Source organism: Paenibacillus septentrionalis (assembly GCF_042659865.1).
Classification (GTDB): Bacteria; Bacillota; Bacilli; order Paenibacillales; family Paenibacillaceae; genus Pristimantibacillus; species Pristimantibacillus septentrionalis.
The window spans coordinates 666542-683923 of sequence record NZ_JBHSTE010000003.1 but is presented as its reverse complement, the minus strand read 5'-3'; the positions used below and the strand labels follow the sequence as shown (position 1 = coordinate 683923).

General features: G+C 42.0%; 15 protein-coding genes and 1 other RNA gene. 14 read left to right on the top strand and 2 right to left on the bottom strand.

Annotation, left to right across the window (positions count from 1 at the left end):
- Positions 1-46: 46 nt before the first annotated feature.
- The 12 genes from gap to ACFP56_RS11610 all read left to right on the top strand — a co-directional run bounded on the left by gap (position 47) and on the right by ACFP56_RS11610 (position 13136).
- The gene (gene gap, locus ACFP56_RS11665; protein ID WP_379234578.1) at positions 47-1051 is read left to right on the top strand and encodes a type I glyceraldehyde-3-phosphate dehydrogenase; all 1005 of its coding nucleotides are present in this window, start codon (positions 47-49) and stop codon (positions 1049-1051) included.
- A 163-nt stretch (positions 1052-1214) separates the two neighbouring features.
- Entirely contained in the window at positions 1215-2399 is a 1185-nt protein-coding gene (locus ACFP56_RS11660) for a phosphoglycerate kinase (protein WP_379234576.1), read from the top strand.
- Positions 2400-2531: 132 nt separating this feature from the next.
- Positions 2532-3287: a triose-phosphate isomerase gene (gene tpiA / locus ACFP56_RS11655; protein ID WP_379234574.1), complete on the top strand. Its 756-nt coding sequence runs from the start codon at positions 2532-2534 to the stop codon at positions 3285-3287.
- A gap of 1 nt (position 3288) precedes the next feature.
- Entirely contained in the window at positions 3289-4824 is a 1536-nt protein-coding gene (gene gpmI / locus ACFP56_RS11650; RefSeq protein ID WP_379234572.1) for a 2,3-bisphosphoglycerate-independent phosphoglycerate mutase, read from the top strand.
- A gap of 51 nt (positions 4825-4875) precedes the next feature.
- Positions 4876-6168, top strand: coding sequence for a phosphopyruvate hydratase (gene eno, locus ACFP56_RS11645; RefSeq protein WP_379234570.1), 1293 nt, complete (start codon positions 4876-4878; stop codon positions 6166-6168).
- 177 nt (positions 6169-6345) lie between these two features.
- Positions 6346-7203, top strand: coding sequence for a sugar phosphate isomerase/epimerase family protein (locus tag ACFP56_RS11640; protein ID WP_379234568.1), 858 nt, complete (start codon positions 6346-6348; stop codon positions 7201-7203).
- A 122-nt stretch (positions 7204-7325) separates the two neighbouring features.
- Positions 7326-7562 carry a preprotein translocase subunit SecG gene (secG, locus tag ACFP56_RS11635; RefSeq protein ID WP_379234565.1) on the top strand — a complete coding sequence of 79 codons (237 nt, stop codon included), beginning with the start codon at positions 7326-7328 and terminating at the stop codon, positions 7560-7562.
- A gap of 143 nt (positions 7563-7705) precedes the next feature.
- Positions 7706-10396, top strand: a complete 2691-nt coding sequence (gene rnr, locus ACFP56_RS11630; RefSeq protein ID WP_379234563.1) for a ribonuclease R — start codon at positions 7706-7708, stop codon at positions 10394-10396.
- 246 nt (positions 10397-10642) lie between these two features.
- Positions 10643-10843 carry a cold-shock protein gene (locus tag ACFP56_RS11625; protein ID WP_379234561.1) on the top strand — a complete coding sequence of 67 codons (201 nt, stop codon included), beginning with the start codon at positions 10643-10645 and terminating at the stop codon, positions 10841-10843.
- Between the two features lie 156 nt (positions 10844-10999).
- Positions 11000-11482: an SsrA-binding protein SmpB gene (gene smpB, locus ACFP56_RS11620; protein ID WP_379234559.1), complete on the top strand. Its 483-nt coding sequence runs from the start codon at positions 11000-11002 to the stop codon at positions 11480-11482.
- Positions 11483-11697: 215 nt separating this feature from the next.
- Positions 11698-12062, top strand: a transfer-messenger RNA (tmRNA) gene (gene ssrA / locus ACFP56_RS11615).
- A 321-nt stretch (positions 12063-12383) separates the two neighbouring features.
- A complete protein-coding gene (locus ACFP56_RS11610) occupies positions 12384-13136 on the top strand; it encodes a hypothetical protein (protein WP_379234557.1) in 753 nt (250 codons plus the stop codon).
- A gap of 201 nt (positions 13137-13337) precedes the next feature.
- Here the strand turns inward: ACFP56_RS11610 and ACFP56_RS11605 are convergent, their stop codons facing one another.
- Positions 13338-13742, bottom strand: coding sequence for a type II toxin-antitoxin system death-on-curing family toxin (locus ACFP56_RS11605; RefSeq protein WP_379234555.1), 405 nt, complete (start codon positions 13740-13742; stop codon positions 13338-13340).
- Positions 13739-14002, bottom strand: coding sequence for an AbrB/MazE/SpoVT family DNA-binding domain-containing protein (locus ACFP56_RS11600; protein ID WP_379234553.1), 264 nt, complete (start codon positions 14000-14002; stop codon positions 13739-13741). Before ACFP56_RS11600 ends, ACFP56_RS11605 begins: the two co-directional genes overlap by 4 nt.
- Before the next feature lie 252 nt (positions 14003-14254).
- Between ACFP56_RS11600 and ACFP56_RS11595 the strand changes: the two genes are divergently transcribed.
- On the top strand, positions 14255-15292 hold the full coding sequence (locus ACFP56_RS11595) for an HD-GYP domain-containing protein (protein ID WP_379234551.1): 1038 nt from the start codon (positions 14255-14257) through the stop codon (positions 15290-15292).
- Positions 15293-15350: 58 nt separating this feature from the next.
- On the top strand, positions 15351-17357 hold the full coding sequence (locus tag ACFP56_RS11590) for a bifunctional diguanylate cyclase/phosphodiesterase (RefSeq protein ID WP_379234549.1): 2007 nt from the start codon (positions 15351-15353) through the stop codon (positions 17355-17357).
- Positions 17358-17382: the final 25 nt, after the last annotated feature.

The following is a 17382-nucleotide window of genomic DNA, read 5'->3' as shown; positions in this document are numbered from 1 at the left end:
GTCTTGAAATAAATTATTATTGCAAAATGACTAGGAGGAACTAACAATGGTTAAAATTGGTATTAATGGTTTCGGTCGTATCGGTCGTAACGTATTCCGTGCTTCATTTAACAACCCTAACGTTGAGGTAGTAGCAGTTAACGATCTTACAGATGTTAACACTTTGGCTCACTTGCTAAAATATGATACTACTCATGGTAAATTCGAAGGTACTGTAGAAGCTAAAGAAGGCGCGCTAATCGTTAACGGTAAAGAAATCAAAGTATTTGCTGAGCGTAACCCAGCTGACCTTCCTTGGGGTTCTGTTGGTGCAGAAATCGTAGTTGAATCTACTGGTATCTTTACAGCAAAAGAAAAAGCTGAGCTTCACCTTCAAGGCGGAGCGAAAAAAGTTATCATCTCTGCTCCTGCAACTAACGAAGATATCACAATCGTTATGGGCGTTAACGAAGACAAATATGATGCTGCTAACCATACAGTTATTTCTAACGCTTCTTGTACAACTAACTGCTTGGCGCCATTCGCTAAAGTATTGAACGATAAATTCGGTATCGTTAAAGGTATGATGACAACTGTTCACTCTTACACTAACGACCAATCTGTACTAGACGTACCTCATAAAGACCTTCGTCGTGCTCGTGCAGCTGCTGAGAACATTATCCCATCTTCTACTGGTGCGGCTAAAGCTGTTTCTCTTGTATTGCCTGAGCTTAAAGGCAAATTGAACGGTATGGCTATGCGTGTACCTACTCCAAACGTTTCTGTAACTGACCTAGTTGCTGAGCTTAAAGTTAACGTAACAGTTGAAGAAGTTAATGCTGCTCTTAAAGAAGCTTCTGAAGGAGCTCTTAAAGGCATTCTTAACTACAGTGAAGAGCCACTTGTATCTTCTGACTACAATGGCGATCCTGCTTCTTCTACAATCGATGCTCTTTCTACTATGGTTGTTGAAGGCAACATGGTTAAAGTTGTATCTTGGTACGACAACGAGTGGGGTTATTCTAACCGCGTAGTTGACCTAGCTGCTTACATCGCTGCAAAAGGTCTGTAAGGAAAGAAAGCCGACGGACATGACTCTTCATGAAGATGTCGGTCCATAACCTTGCTGAACGTATGCGCGTAAGCAGGGTTAGTTAAAAGCAGGCGTTTCTTCCTTGTGAAGAGCGCCTGCTTTTATATTGCATAATCATTTCAATCATTGGGAGGGCTAATCCATGAATAAAAAGAGTATTCGTGACGTGGCTGAGTTAGCTGGTAAAAAAGTATTCGTACGTGTTGATTTCAATGTACCTCTAGAAAACGGTGTAATCACTGATGACAAACGTATTCGTGAAACACTGCCAACGATCAATTACCTAATTGAAAAAGGTGCCAAAGTTATTCTAGCTAGCCACCTTGGCCGCCCAAATGGCGAGGTTGTTGAAGAGCTTCGTCATACAGCTAGCGCTGCGCGTCTATCTGAGCTGCTTGGCAAGCCGGTTGTTAAAGCTAACGAAGCGATTGGCGATGCAGTGAAAGCACAAATCGCTGATATGCAAAATGGTGATGTGTTACTTCTTGAGAACGTTCGTTTCTATGCAGGCGAGGAGAAAAACGATCCTGAGCTTGCAAAGCAATTTGCAGAGCTTGCTGATCTATTTGTAAATGATGCATTTGGCGCTGCTCACCGTGCGCATGCTTCTACTGAAGGTATCGCGCATTACTTGCCAGCTGTTTCTGGCTTGCTAATGGAAAATGAGCTTGAAGTTCTAGGCAGAGCTCTTAATAATCCAGAGCGTCCTTTCACAGCAATCGTAGGTGGTTCCAAGGTTAAAGATAAAATCGCAGTTATTGAAAAAATGATCGAAATCGCAGATAACATTATTATCGGCGGCGGTCTTTCCTATACATTCTTCAAGGCTCAAGGCTATGAAATTGGTCAATCGCTTCTGGACAGCAGCAAGCTTGATCTTACGCTTGAGTTTATTGAAAAAGCGAAAAAAGCAGGCAAAAACCTGTACTTGCCAGTTGATATCGTTGTAACAGATGAGTTCAGCGCTAAAGCAAACACTAAAATTGTTGCGGTTGACAGCATTCCTGCTGACATGGAAGGCATTGATATCGGTCCGAAAACGCGTGAAATCTATGCTGACGTTATTAAAAACTCGAAGCTTGTTGTATGGAACGGACCAATGGGCGTATTCGAAATCGAGCCATTCTCTCATGGTACTCGTGCCGTAGCACAAGCTACAGCTGAAACATCCGCTTATACAGTAATCGGTGGTGGTGACTCCGCAGCAGCTGCTGAAAAGTTCGGACTAGCTGATCAAATGGACTTCATCTCTACAGGTGGCGGTGCTTCTCTTGAGTTCATGGAAGGTAAAGCTCTTCCAGGCGTTGTCGCGCTTAACGATAAATAAGATTGACTCCTCTGAAGGATGTATGACCCCACAAGGGCTTGTACATCCTTGAGGACTGTTTAATAAGAAGCAACTTTTTTCGCAAGGAAGCTATTAGAAAGTATCGAAAAAGTTTTGAAAGGACTGAATGAAATGAGCAGAACACCTATTATTGCAGGTAACTGGAAAATGTTCAAAACGGTTTCTGAGGCTGTTTCTTTCTTTGAAGCAGTTAAGGGCAAAGCGGAGGTTGCTGGTGTTGAAAGTGTGATTTGTGCGCCTTACACGACGCTTCCTGCGCTTGTTGAAGCAGCTAAAGGTACATCTATCGCAATCGGTGCGCAAAATCTTCATTTCGAAGACAATGGCGCATTTACTGGTGAAATCAGCGGCGTTATGCTTAACGATCTTGGCGTGAAATATGTATTAATCGGACACTCTGAGCGTCGTCAATACTTCGCTGAAACAGATGAAACTGTAAACAAAAAGGTTCATGCAGCATTCAAGCACAGCCTTGTGCCTATCGTATGTATCGGTGAAAACCTTGAAGAGCGCGAAGCTGGTACAACAAAAGAGGTATGCCGCACTCAAACGGTTGCAGCATTCCAAGGCATCTCTGCGGAGCAAGCTGCACAATCCGTTATCGCTTACGAGCCAGTATGGGCAATCGGTACAGGCAAATCTTCAACGTCTGCTGATGCACAAGACGTTATCGGCTATGTGCGCAGTGTCGTAGCTGATCTATATGATCAAGCAACAGCTGATGCAGTTCGTATCCAATACGGCGGCAGCGTGAAGCCTAACAATGTAGCGGAGTATCTTGGTCAGCAAGATATCGATGGTGCGCTTGTTGGCGGTGCAAGCCTTGAGCCAGATTCCTATGTAGCACTTGTTGAGGGGGCCAAGTAATATGGCTAATCGTAAACCGGTTGCATTGATTATTATGGATGGTTTCGGTCTTCGTAATGACGTTGTCGGCAACGCTGTTGCACAAGCGAAAAAACCAAACTATGATCGATACCTTCAGCAATATCCCAATACGACACTAACTGCATGTGGTGAGGCAGTTGGTCTTCCAGAAGGTCAAATGGGCAACTCCGAGGTTGGTCACTTGAACATTGGTGCAGGTCGTATTGTATATCAGGATCTTACACGTATTACGAAATCAATTCGTGATGGCGAATTCTTTGAAAATGAAACGTTCGTAAAAGCAATCAACCATGCGAAAGAGAATGGAAAGAAGCTTCATATTTACGGCTTGCTTTCTAACGGTGGTGTACATAGCCACATCGATCACATTGTTGCATTGCTTGAAACAGCAAAGCGTCAAAACTTTAACGATGTATATGTTCATGGCTTTTTGGATGGTCGTGACGTATCTCCGAACAGCGGTGCAGGCTTTGTTGAGTATATGGAACAAAAAATAGCGGAAGTTGGCGTAGGCCAAATCGCAACGCTTTCTGGTCGTTACTATGCGATGGACCGTGACAAGCGTTGGGAGCGTGTTGAAAAAACATACCGCGCGCTTGTATATGGAGATGGCGAAAAAACGACAAATCCATTACAGGCTGTAAAGGATTCTTATGCGAAGGAAGTATTCGACGAATTCTTCCTGCCAACGGTTGTTGTTGACGAAAAGGGCGAGCCTGTAGCGAAAGTAGAAGATAACGACTCTGTTATTTTCTGCAACTTCCGTCCAGACCGTGCGATTCAGCTATCTCAAGTGTTCACGAATGAAGACTTCCGTGGGTTTGACCGTGGCGACAATCATCCGAAGGATCTTTTCTACGTATGCTTAACGATGTTTAGCGAGACAGTAGGCGGGCTGGTTGCTTACTCTCCTAAAAACCTGGATAACACGCTTGGGGAAGTGCTAGCACAAAACAACTTGACGCAGCTTCGTACTGCTGAGACTGAGAAATACCCGCATGTTACGTTCTTCTTTAGCGGTGGCCGTGATAAAGAGCTTCCAGGCGAAACACGTGTATTGATTAACTCGCCAAAGGTTGCAACGTATGACTTGCAGCCAGAAATGAGCGCTTATGAGCTTGCAGAATCAACGGTTCGCGAGATCGAGGCAGATAAGCATGATGTTATTATTATTAACTTTGCTAACCCGGATATGGTTGGTCACTCAGGCATGCTTGAGCCGACAATTAAAGCGGTAGAAGCAACGGATGAGTGCGTAGGTAAAGTGGTAGAGGCTGTTCATGCTGCTGGCGGTGTGTGTATCATTACAGCAGACCATGGTAATGCTGATATGGTATTTGATGAGAATGGCAATCCGCATACGGCACACACTACCAACCCTGTTCCATTTATCGTTACAAAAGAAGGCATCGAGCTTCGCGAAGGCGGTATTTTAGCCGATATTGCGCCTACTATGCTATCGCTGCTTAATATTCAGAAACCTGAAGAAATGACAGGTTCTACATTGATTAAGTAAGGCTTTTACATGTACAATACAAGTATAAAAACAAAAGGAGTGTTACACTAAATGTCTATCATCGTTGACGTATACGCACGTGAAGTTCTTGACTCGCGTGGTAATCCAACTGTAGAAGTTGAAGTATCTCTTGAATCTGGCGGCAAAGGCCGTGCAATCGTTCCATCCGGTGCATCTACTGGTGCTTATGAAGCTGTTGAGCTTCGTGATGGCGACAAATCCCGTTACCTTGGTAAAGGCGTACTTAAAGCGGTAGAGAACGTTAACACGATTATCGCTCCAGAAATCATTGGTCTTGACGCTCTTGATCAAGTAGCAATCGACCGTAAAATGATTCAACTAGACGGTACTCCTAACAAAGCTAAGCTAGGCGCTAATGCAATTCTAGCTGTTTCTATGGCTGTTGCTCGTGCTGCTGCTGATGCACTAGATGTACCTCTTTACACATACCTTGGCGGATTCAACGCAAAAGTACTTCCAGTTCCAATGATGAACATCATCAACGGTGGTGAGCATGCGGACAACAACATCGACGTTCAAGAATTCATGGTTCTTCCAGTTGGTGCTGAAAACTTCAAAGAAGCGCTTCGTATCGGTGCGGAAATCTTCCACAGCCTAAAAGCGGTTCTTCATGACAAAGGTCTTAACACTGCAGTAGGTGACGAGGGTGGTTTCGCTCCTAACCTTCAATCTAACGAAGAGGCAATTACAACAATTATCACTGCAATCGAGCGCGCTGGTTACAAGCCAGGCGAAGATGTATTCCTTGGTATGGACGTTGCTTCTACTGAGTTCTTCAAGGATGGCAAATACGTGCTTGCAGGCGAAGGCAAATCCTTCACTTCTGCTGAGTTCGTTGATCTTCTTGAGTCTTGGGTTGACAAATATCCAATCCTTACAATCGAAGACGGCTGTTCTGAAGACGACTGGGAAGGTTGGAAGCTTCTTACTGACCGCCTAGGCAAAAAAGTTCAGCTTGTTGGTGACGATCTATTCGTAACAAACACTGAGCGTCTATATGATGGTATCGAAAAAGGCGTAGGTAACTCTATCCTTGTAAAAGTGAACCAAATCGGTACACTTACTGAAACATTCGATGCAATCGAAATGGCTAAACGTGCTGGTTACACAGCAGTTATCTCTCACCGTTCTGGTGAATCTGAAGATAGCACAATTGCTGATATTGCTGTTGCGACTAACGCTGGGCAAATCAAAACAGGTGCTCCTTCTCGTACAGATCGCGTTGCGAAATACAACCAATTGCTTCGTATCGAAGATCAACTTGGTTCAACTGCTCAATACGCTGGCAAAACGGCGTTCTACAACCTTAAAAAATTCAAATAAGCTGCTGTCTATATGATATAAAGCTTAGCTTAGTAAGCTCCATGCGCTCGGATTTAGAGCCGCATGGAGCTTTTTCGTTGTGCAGTCCGTACAAGGCAGCTTTCTTTCGATTCCGAATGAATTTGCTTAAGTGGGCAATAATGAAGGCGAAGAGAAAGAAGCAAGGAGAGGTTTGCTGTGGAGGAATATCAAATTGGTTTACAAATGTATGCAGTCAAGCATGTCGCAGAGGATGACTTGATAACGACATTGAAAAAAATCAAAAAAATTGGCTACAATGCCATTGAACTTGTTGGGTATTATTCGTTCAGTCCAGGTGCCATTCGCCAAATAACGAAAAAAATAGGTTTAGTTATTCCTTCAGTCCATGTACCGCTTCGAATCTATGATGAACAGAAAATAGAAAAGGATTTTGAACGCTCTGCCCAATTTGTTGCAGAGGTCGGCTCTCGCAATATTGTGATTCCATGGCTCCCGATACGGGAAAAAATAAAGCAGCATGAGGTTGTATTCTTGCAGCAGCTGTTGAAAACACTTGCTAAAATAGCTGCCAATCACAAGATTCAGCTTGTACTTCACAATTTCTCAAGAGAATTTATGACAGTAGATAGCGATCGGTTTGTTATCGATCAAATTATAGAAAATCTCGACGAGCACCAAATAAGACTAGAGCTTGATATCGGGAAAATTTACATGAATGGTCATGATCCTGTTGAGGTGTATAATCGGTACGAATCTAGAACACAATTTCTTCATCTACGGTCAGTTAAGGAAGGACGATCAGATTGCTTGCTTGAGCACGGTGTTATCGATTACAAACGAATACTTCCACAGCTTAATAATTTAAAGGATAAAGTTATGTATATTGAACAGCAGGTGCACTTGCAACGAGCGTTAGAGGATGCTCAAATGAATTTTCAATACGTCACGCAAATTTTGCAAGCAAGTGGAGGTCAAGCTAGAGCTGATGTTGGCCAGTATCAAAGCGGTACTCATGGCATGAATAATGGTCAGAAATATCAAAACCAGTATTAGTAGCTTATGAACAGAACGGATACAAGGCTTTGGTAAGGCTTGGACTATTGTATCGTAAACTGTGGTGTGATATAATCGTATTATCTGTTTTTGTATGGAGTGCTATGCTGGAGGTGGAAGAAATGGAAGTTGCTTTTAGAATCTTGCTTATCGTATTCGCTATCGGCTTGATTGCAGCTGTATTGCTTCAAAAAGGAAAAAGCGCAGGCTTGTCTGGCGCAATTTCGGGCGGTGCGGAGCATCTTTTCGGAAAACAAAAAGCACGTGGTTTAGATCTATTTCTAGAGCGTCTAACTGTAGCTCTAGCAGCTGGCTTCTTTATTTTAGCGCTAGTTGTTTCGTATTTTCTTAATCAATAACGGTAACGTACATTAAAAAGCGAGGGTTTCCTCGCTTTTTTTGTTTTCTTATACATAAAAGGGATGCGATTCGAATGAATCGTGTATACTTAAATTAAACGGTCGAATGAGCTAAAAATATGAGCGATAAAGGAGAACACGGAATGATAAACGAGAGCCAACTGCTCGAATTTATGAAGGAAATTGCCTATAAGCCAATGACCTATTCTGAACTTGAGCAGCATTTTAATATTACGGATGCAGCGGAGTTTAAGAGCTTTTTGAAAATGCTTGTCGCACTTGAGGAGCAAGGCAAAATCATTCGTACACGCAATGAACGATTCGGTGTGCCAGAGCGCATGAATTTATTGCGGGGTACAGTGCAGGCACATGCCAAAGGATTTGCTTTCCTCATTCCAGATGACAGCGAGCATCCAGATGTGTACCTGCATGCTAATGATCTGAAAAGTGCCATGAATGGTGATGTTGTTCTTGTTCGCATTACAAGCAAAAGCGAAAGCGGCGGCCGTATGGAAGGGGAAGTTGTTCGTGTTGTTCAGCGGGCGATTACTCAGGTCGTGGGCGTGCTTGAGGACCATGAATCCTTCGCCTTCGTTATGCCAGACGATCAGCGCATTAATCGAGACATATTTATTCCTAAAGCGAAAACAATGGGTGCCGTAAGTGGCCAAAAGGTTGTTGTAAAAATACAGGTTTACCCCGAAGGTCGCTCTGCAGCTGAGGGTGAAGTTATTGAAATATTGGGACATAAAAATGATCCTGGCGTCGATATCCTGTCGATCATTCGCAAGCATCAGCTTCCTGAGCATTTTCCTGAGGAGGTTATGGCTGAAGCGATTGCAGCCCCAGAGGTCATTACAGAGGATGAAATCGTAAGTCAAGGAAGACGCGATCTGCGTAATGAAGTCATCGTAACGATTGATGGCGCAGATGCGAAGGACCTTGATGATGCGGTTCATGTGAAGCGTCTTGAAAACGGTAATTACTTGCTTGGTGTTCATATTGCCGATGTTGGTTACTATGTGAAGGAGCGCTCTGCGCTTGATCAGGAAGCCTTTCGCAGAGGTACAAGCGTCTACTTAGTAGACCGCGTTATTCCGATGCTGCCTCACCGCTTATCCAACGGCATCTGTTCATTGAATCCGAAGGTTGATCGTTTAACGCTCAGCTGCGAGATGGAATTTGAAGCGGGAACGTTGAAGCAGGTACGCCATGACATTTTTACAAGTGTCATTCGCACGACTGAACGAATGACTTATTCGGATGTTAGGAAGATATTGCTTGCTGACGAAGAGAATCCGGAAACAGAGCTTAAAGAAAAGTACGCTTCCTTGCTTGATATGTTTAAGCTAATGGAAGAGCTGGCGATGGGTCTGCGCCGCAAGCGGATGAAGCGCGGTGCCATAGACTTTGATTTTCAAGAATCGAAAATTATTGTCGATGAGCAAGGCAAGCCAATCGATATCGTGAAGCGTGAACGTACCATCGCTGAGCAAATAATCGAGGAATTCATGTTAGCTGCCAATGAAACGGTAGCGGAGCATTTCTACTGGCTCAAAGTGCCGTTCTTGTATCGAATTCACGAGGATCCCGATCAAGAAAAACTGCAAACCTTTATGACCTTCGCTGCGAATTTTGGTCACATCATTAAAGGCAAGGGCAATTCGGTACATCCAAGAGCGCTGCAAACGCTGCTTGAGAGCATTAACGGTACGAAGGAAGAAACCGTTATCTCAACGATGCTGCTTCGTTCAATGAAGCAGGCGAAGTATGATTCACAAAGCTTGGGCCATTTTGGTCTTGCTGCTGAGTATTATTCACACTTCACCTCTCCAATCCGTCGTTACCCAGACCTTGTTATCCATCGCATAATGCGAGAAGTGATCTCAAATGGCGGTACACTCTCGCCTCAGCGTCATGATGCGCTAAGCGCACGTATGCAGGATATTGCCCAGCATTCATCCCAGCGCGAGCGTGTTGCCGTGGAAGCTGAACGCGATACGGATCGTTTGAAAAAATGCGAATACATGCTGGATAAAGTGGGAGAGACGTATACCGGTATTATTAGCAGTGTGACAAGCTTTGGCTTGTTTGTTGAACTGGATAACACCGTTGAAGGCTTGATTCGACTCGGAGATATGACCGATGACTATTACCATTTTCATCAGGAGCATATGATTCTGGTTGGTGAGCGCACCTCGAAAATTTATCGGATTGGCGATGAGGTTGAAATCATCGTAAGCCGTGTTAATATGGCGGATCATACGATTGACTTTGAATTTGTAAAGCAGGGTGGCAGCAGTCATTCTGGAGCGCCACGTTTTAAGCGCAAAGAAGGCGAAGGACGCTACGGAAAGAGTGATGGTGCTGGCGGAACTAGAAGCAAGGCTGGTCAGGGTGGTCGAAAGCCTAAGGAAGATACGCGTGGTGGTCGAGGCAGAAGCAAGGACTTTAAGCGTGGTCCGCGTACGAGTGCTAATGCAGAAGGGAATCCATGGAGTGCGGAGCAGCCGTTGATTTTTGATTTTGAGGATGAAGATTCAGGCGAGAACCGTGGCGAGTTTATCCGTAGCTCGGAGAACGATCCTTATTACTCCAATCCATTTGACGCAGGCATTAAAAAAAAGTCTGACAAGAAGGGCAAGCAAGGCTCGCAAGCACGCGGTGGAAGTGGCCCCGCTTTGAATAAAAAGCGCAAGAAAAAAACTTCCAGCAGTGGTGTTTTTAACGGTGGATCTTCTGAAGGCAGTGGAATTTCATTAACTGCTAAGAAGGCTAAAAAGAAAAAGACGAAGGCTAAAAAGGCAATGGCTTCCTTTGTTCGCAAGAAATAAAGTGGACGGTGAGCAATTTGTAAACGATTAACGGTCGTCCTTTTTTTGAATCGGGAAAGAGCAAATTCTCTTGCAATTTCCCGATTCCTATAGTAAACTCAAGCTATCTGATATGAACTACCTGAATTCACATATTGAAAAGGGTATCATCAGCTCCAAATGAACCTTTTTCAATGTGTGAATTTTTTGTTTTACAACGAAATAGGCGCATATTATTTAATTTTTTTCTTAAGGAGGCTATTTCACATGCAACAAGGTACAGTAAAATGGTTCAACGCTGAGAAAGGCTACGGCTTTATCGAAGTTGAAGGCGGTAACGATGTATTCGTACACTTCTCCGCTATCCAAGGCGACGGCTTCAAAACTCTTGAAGAAGGCCAACAAGTTGAATTCAACGTAGTTGAAGGCAACCGCGGACCACAAGCAGAAAACGTTGTTAAGCTTTAATTAGCCTAACTGGTGAATACTGCCTGTGCGAAAGACCGTCCTTTACCTGTAGGTGGGGCGGTCTTTCTCGTTGGAATTTACATATTTGAAGTTTGATTTAAATGGCGTAAATTGCTACAATAGTATTCCATGAGATTGTGTTGAGAGGTGAAGAGCATGGGAAAACAAAAGGAAAACGATAAGCCACTCGCTCAAAATAAGAAGGCTTCCCATGACTATTTCATTGAAGAAACCTTCGAAGCGGGTATGGTGCTAACGGGAACAGAGATCAAGTCAATTCGTAACGGCCGCGCCAACATCAATGATGCGTTTGCGACGATTCGTAATGGCGAGATGTTTATTCACAACATGCATGTCAGCCCATTTGAGCAAGGAAATATTCATAATCCATCCGATCCGACTCGTGCACGCAAGCTGCTGATGCATAAGTCGCAAATTGCGAAGCTGTATGGTCAAGCCAAGCAGGAAGGCTATTCCATTGTGCCGTTGAAAATTTATATTCGAAATGGCTATGCGAAGCTTTTAATTGGTCTAGGAAAAGGTAAAAAGCAATATGATAAACGAGAGACCGCTGCAAAGCGCGATTCACAGCGCGATATTCAACGTATATTGCGTGAAAAGCAGAAGGTTGCTCGTTAGCAATTTTTTCGCTTAATTCCAGCGATTGCAACGTGTAATGTGATGACATTCATGTTATACTAGGTTCATAGCTGATCGACGTGATGAGCTAAAAAGCAGATCGATGTAGTCGGTGGCTAGATCGTGATGCTGAACATTTAATCCGTGCTTACTTCGCGAAGAAGCAAGCGCCCTTATCTGCTTGACTCCAGCAATAGCTGAGCACAAGCCATTTAGGGGGCGTTTATGGATTCGACGGGGATTGAACGAGCATGGGTTGCGGGTAGTGGGGACGCGTCCACTTCATCAACGCTAAAGCCTATTAAATGGCAAACAACAAACTTCTTACGCTGTAGCAGCTTAATAACCTGCACGCGTGCTCTCGCTCTGTATCGCCCATGTACCGGGATGAGGGCTCAACTTTAGTGGGATACGCTGACACATCTCCGCCTGGGGTGTGCTGAAGAAGACAATCAGGCTGGGCCTAGCGAAAGCCGGTTACGGGGCGTTTGCTTTGCCGACATTAAAACTGTGACTACACCCGTAGAGGCCTATGTGGCGTAGTCTTCGGACAGGGGTTCAAATCCCCTCGCCTCCACCATGATGAACACCATCCGCATGAGGATGGTGTTTTTGTTTTGTCTGAGAAAATAAATAATATATACAAAATACTTTTCTGCTCAGATTAAATTAGAGCTTTAATTGAAATTGAAGAAAGGTTGATCGTGGTTTTGCTTGTAGAAAACTATAGGTTAACAACTATTAACAAAAAACACATGAAAAAGATGGTTGTTGTATAATGTACAGTAAGTGGTATTTATATACATTTTCACCTGATAGTATCTCATCGATATAAGTGATTTAAGTGTGACACAAGTTAACGCTTCGGGGAACTAAATCGGTTTTCCATAGGAGATTTAATATGAGTAATAAAAAGAAGAAGATTACTGTAATAATCATTTTTTTTATCATTACCTTTTTGACGAGTCTATATATTTGGTCATTTATAATGAACTCGAAAGAGCAGTCTAAACACTCAAATCTTGAATTTTCTTACTTGCGTGCTACCGAGATTGATCCCGAAGAGCTGACAAATGACATTATGAAAGCAATTGGTCAGCCTAATGCTATACCGATTGTATCTATGGAAGATAGCTTTAGGGTTGTATTATATAACAGCCCTAAAGAGATGAATTTAGAATTACATTCCTTTACAGGTAGATTTAAATTTCTTGTCCCAGGGATTGATACAGTACAGGACTATCAATTTCAATACCATACTCAAAGCCAAGAATATGTAATTATTAATGTTACTGGGGCTAGAGATCAACTCTCAATCGATCAAGCAACTAGTTTTAGGCTTGTCGACTTGTTCAGTGCTATACGAGATTTTCCAATAGAGTCGTACCGGGAGTTTACCAAATTTGGAAATGAAAAGACTGACCTGTACGGAATAACTCTTAATGATAGCCTGAAAAATGCCGATGATTTCTTCTATGACAAAAATGGTTATGTTCAAGAAAATGAAAATAAAAATAAAATTAAAATACCATTCTTAATAACCCATCTTAATTGGGGGGAAATACTTGATGATACTCTTAATTATAACGATCCTCATCGTTATTACAGTTTTGGTGGAGAAGGTAGGGCGAACTTATTTTATATCCTATATTAGTGGGGTACGCCGATCGCTCTCCGCCTGGGGTGTGCTGAAGAAGATAATCAGGCTGGGCCTAGCGAAAGCCGGTTACGGGGTGTTTGCTTTGCCGACATTAAAACTGTGACTTGGTGGCGTAGTCTTCGGACAGGAGTTCAAATCCCCTTGCCTCCACCATGATGAACACCATCCGCATGAGGATGGTGTTTTTGTTTTGTATTATTTTGGGCTCGTGATACAGTGAGTCTCAATAATCGCAGCAGCTTCTTTGCAGTCAAAATGATGATTAACCATATCTACTGTAAAGTCCTCAGCTTTCTTGGAGTCCATCTTAAAGTGAAGGCCATTATAACGTAAGAATATAACTAGTGCTGTGAAAGCAGTTCGTTTATTTGCATTATGAAATGGATGGTTTTGACCAAGCGATTGGAACAAGGCCGCAGCTTTGTCGAAAATGGTGGGGTAAGCATCTTCGCCAAAGACAGAAGATTGTGGTCGATGGACAGCGGACTCAAGCAAATTGGGTTCTTTAACTCCTATTGTTTCACCTGGACTATAGCGTTGAATCATGGCTACATTGATAGCTATCACTTCCTGGACGTATAAATAACGAGTCTGCGTCATCTGTCCTTAAGTCCTTTAAGCGTTTGATCGTATTCTTCTATGACATCTGTCAAAGTATCCATGAAGTCAGTGCTTACTCCTTCAGGTAAGGATACTTTTGTTGATTTCTTAATTATGATTTCTCCTGTTGTTGGATTAACATCAATGCTGACTAAATCCCCTTGATCGAGTCCTATTTGCTTTAGAGCGTCAGTCATGGTTATACCGAGACTGTTGCCAAATTTGGTCACTTTTCTTTCCATCTCTATCATCCTATTCATTAGAATTCCTCCTTATCATATTATTCAATTGTTATAACAATTATACAATCATCTCCTCAATAGTTAAACCAAGAGCATCTAATTTTAACGCCTCCTTGGCTTAAGTTAACCTCCTCTTTAATATCAACCAATTCTCTAAAAATTCTTCACTTGGCGCCTCTGTCGAACGTCAAATATTCATGTAGAGAAATTGTTCAGATCGGTGTGGAATAATAAAACTGCTATTTATTTTAGTTGAGTGGAGGTTATTTGTTGGATTATCCAATGTTGTCCCTTCAAGACGCTATTGGAAGTAAACTAACTAAAGATATCGTTAACAACAGAGGTGTCCTGTTAGTTCCTGCGTCAACGATTATTGGTCGAGAGCATATAAGAATACTAGAGCTGCATGAGATTGAATTAACACATTCTGATATAACTTCAATTGGTCCATATGCCAATATGGAACATGATCATAATACCAATATTATTAACGAAGCGGTGCTGGAAGTAGGTCATTTATTTGAAGAAGTACGTGAAACTAGGCAAATTTCACTATCTAATTTCCGGAAAAATGTTATACCCATTATTCAGGATGTTGCTACTCAAGGGAACCCACTATTTACATTGTTTGCTTCGTTGCAATCTAAGGACGACTATACATATCGACATAATGTAGCGGTTGGTGCTATTTCTAATCTTATTGGCAACTGGATGGGCTTGGAGCGAAATGAACTGCTTCAATTAACTACTGCCGCATTACTACACGACGTGGGTAAAATGTTGATCCCGTCGGAAATTTTGATCAAGCCGGAAAAATTGACTCCAGAAGAGTTTTCAGTGATGAAAAGCCATACGGTGCTTGGATATGAATTATTAAAAAAAACTGTAGGAGTTACGCATCGACAGGCGCTTGTAGCGCTTCAGCATCATGAAAGAATGGATGGCAGCGGATATCCGTTTGGTATAAAAAAAGAAAAAATAGACCTTTTTAGTCGTATTGTGTCAGTTGCCGATGTGTTTCATGCAATGACTTCAAAAAGAACCTATCGTGACCCGTCACCCTTCTATGAAGTACTCTTTCAGATAAGAAATGATGCTTTTGGTATATTAGATCCTGCGATAACAAAGCTATTTATAGAAAAAATAATGAATTCCTTAATTGGGCATTCGGTTGAATTAACGGATGGGAGTGAAGGGATTATCTTGATGATAAATGCAAACGAACCCATCCGTCCGCTAATACAAATTAGCGATCGTTATCTTGATCTAAGTAAAGAATTACAGATTCATATCAAACAAATACATTAGCATTTTATATTAACGGTTTATTACATGAATGCTAGTAGAACATTAAGGAGTAGATGAAGTGAATCTAGAAGGAAGTTACAATTATTATATTGTAGCCGTATCGGCAGTTATAGCAATTTTAGCTTCGTATTCTGCTCTTAGTATGACGTCTAAGATTTCACGTGCTAACGGAAAAACACAGTACTACTGGCTGCTTGCAGGAGCATTCGTTATGGGCAGCGGTGTGTGGTCCATGCATTTTGTAGGTATGCTTGCGTTTGATTTACATGCCTCCGTGAAATATGACTTTGGATTAACGTTACTATCCCTGGGCGCAAGTGTAATCTCTTCGTTCATTGCTTTCTATATTACGATGCCTAAAAATGTTAACTGGATCAAAATTGGTACTGGTGGGTTGATAATGGGAAGTGGAATTATCACCATGCACTACACTGGTATGGAAGCAATGATGATGGATGGAAACATTACATATGATAAACAGTTATTGTTGATCTCTGTCATGATCGCCATCGTTGCGTCATATGCTGCTTTATTTTTATTTTTAAGATTTAGAAACCAATCCTCCTATAGTCTACTTAAATGGTTATCTGCTGCACTAATGGGTGTTGCTATTTGTGGTATGCATTATACTGGAATGTCAGCAGCAAATTTTCATGTTCACGTCAACGATTCAGGTCATGACGGCTCAGAGCTGAGTTTCTTTTTACTTATTGGTGTGTGCGTTATGATTTTTATTATCCTATTCGTGTCATGGGGAGCGATGTATGTTGATCGAAATGTATTAGAGAGATTAGCCTATCAAGATTCAGTTACTGGACTCCCGAATCGTAATGAAATGAATCGCTTTTTTGACACTTACAATGGGAATGAAAGCCTAGGTGTATTATTTATAGATTTAGATCAATTTAAGGCGATTAATGATACATTAGGACACCATATTGGAGATTTACTCGTACAGGAAGTTGGGAGAAGATTAAAGCAATTTGTGCGTATAGATCAACAAGCATACCGAATTGGCGGTGATGAATTTTTATTCATAGTGAAACAATGTGATCTCAATCGTGCGAAACAGATGGCAGACAGTTTATTACGCAGTATTAAACAGGTTTATCGAATTGATGGGAATGAGCTTTACATTACAGGAAGTATTGGGATTAGTATAGGAACGTTGCAGGAAAATGATCGTTCCAGCTTACTTAGAACTGCTGATACAGCGATGTACAAGGCAAAAGGAATGGGGAAAAATCAGTATTGTATCTATACGGACGAAATGGGCGTTAAAGAAGTACGTAAAATGGAGCTAGAAAAAGATTTGCAGCAAGCATTAGTGAATAAGCAATTTTTCATTGTGTATCAGCCAAAATGGAATGTCAAGTCGAACAGTTTGTACGGTTTTGAAGCATTAATTAGATGGCAGCACCCTCGTTTAGGAACAGTATCACCTATGGAGTTTATTCCGATAGCAGAAGAGACGGGGTTTATCATTCCAATGACAAGATGGGCATTAGAAGAAGCGTGTAGTCAATGTAAGCGTTGGATAAATAAAGGAATTAAGCAACCTATTTCAGTCAATCTTTCTGCTCGATTATTTCAAATTGATTTGTCCGAGTTAATTCAGAGTACGTTAGATAAGATAGGGCTGGATCCAACAATGTTAGAACTTGAAATTACTGAATCCATGGTATTGAACGATATCAATAATGTAATTCAACAGCTTCATCAGATACGTGAATTAGGTGTAAAAGTGTCTATGGATGATTTTGGAACAGGCTATTCATCAATAGGGTTGCTCGATCGTATTCCTATTGATGCTCTTAAATTAGATCGTTTATTTACGTTAGACTTGGAAAATCCTAGTAAGAGGGCAATTATTAATGCAATTGTTTTAATGGCTGAAAATCTTCAATTGGATGTCATTGCAGAGGGAGTGGAGAATGAAGAACACAAGGGTTGCCTAAAAGAGCTGGGTTGTATTATTATGCAAGGTTACTATTATGGAAAGCCCATGAATGAAGAAGATGTAGAAAAGTGGGTACAGAGCTTGAAGTATACCGACAATAGTTAAGCTTGTATTTATGTCGTGAGAGCTT

Coding starts and splice junctions, on each gene's coding strand:
- ACFP56_RS11625 (WP_379234561.1), top strand. CDS start 10,643: ATGCAACAAGGTACAGTAAAATGGTTCAACGCTGAGAAAGGCTACGGC.
- rnr (WP_379234563.1), top strand. CDS start 7,706: ATGATAAACGAGAGCCAACTGCTCGAATTTATGAAGGAAATTGCCTAT.
- secG (WP_379234565.1), top strand. CDS start 7,326: ATGGAAGTTGCTTTTAGAATCTTGCTTATCGTATTCGCTATCGGCTTG.
- gpmI (WP_379234572.1), top strand. CDS start 3,289: ATGGCTAATCGTAAACCGGTTGCATTGATTATTATGGATGGTTTCGGT.
- ACFP56_RS11660 (WP_379234576.1), top strand. CDS start 1,215: ATGAATAAAAAGAGTATTCGTGACGTGGCTGAGTTAGCTGGTAAAAAA.
- ACFP56_RS11610 (WP_379234557.1), top strand. CDS start 12,384: ATGAGTAATAAAAAGAAGAAGATTACTGTAATAATCATTTTTTTTATC.
- ACFP56_RS11600 (WP_379234553.1), bottom strand. CDS start 14,002: ATGAATAGGATGATAGAGATGGAAAGAAAAGTGACCAAATTTGGCAAC.
- eno (WP_379234570.1), top strand. CDS start 4,876: ATGTCTATCATCGTTGACGTATACGCACGTGAAGTTCTTGACTCGCGT.
- tpiA (WP_379234574.1), top strand. CDS start 2,532: ATGAGCAGAACACCTATTATTGCAGGTAACTGGAAAATGTTCAAAACG.
- gap (WP_379234578.1), top strand. CDS start 47: ATGGTTAAAATTGGTATTAATGGTTTCGGTCGTATCGGTCGTAACGTA.
- smpB (WP_379234559.1), top strand. CDS start 11,000: ATGGGAAAACAAAAGGAAAACGATAAGCCACTCGCTCAAAATAAGAAG.
- ACFP56_RS11605 (WP_379234555.1), bottom strand. CDS start 13,742: ATGACGCAGACTCGTTATTTATACGTCCAGGAAGTGATAGCTATCAAT.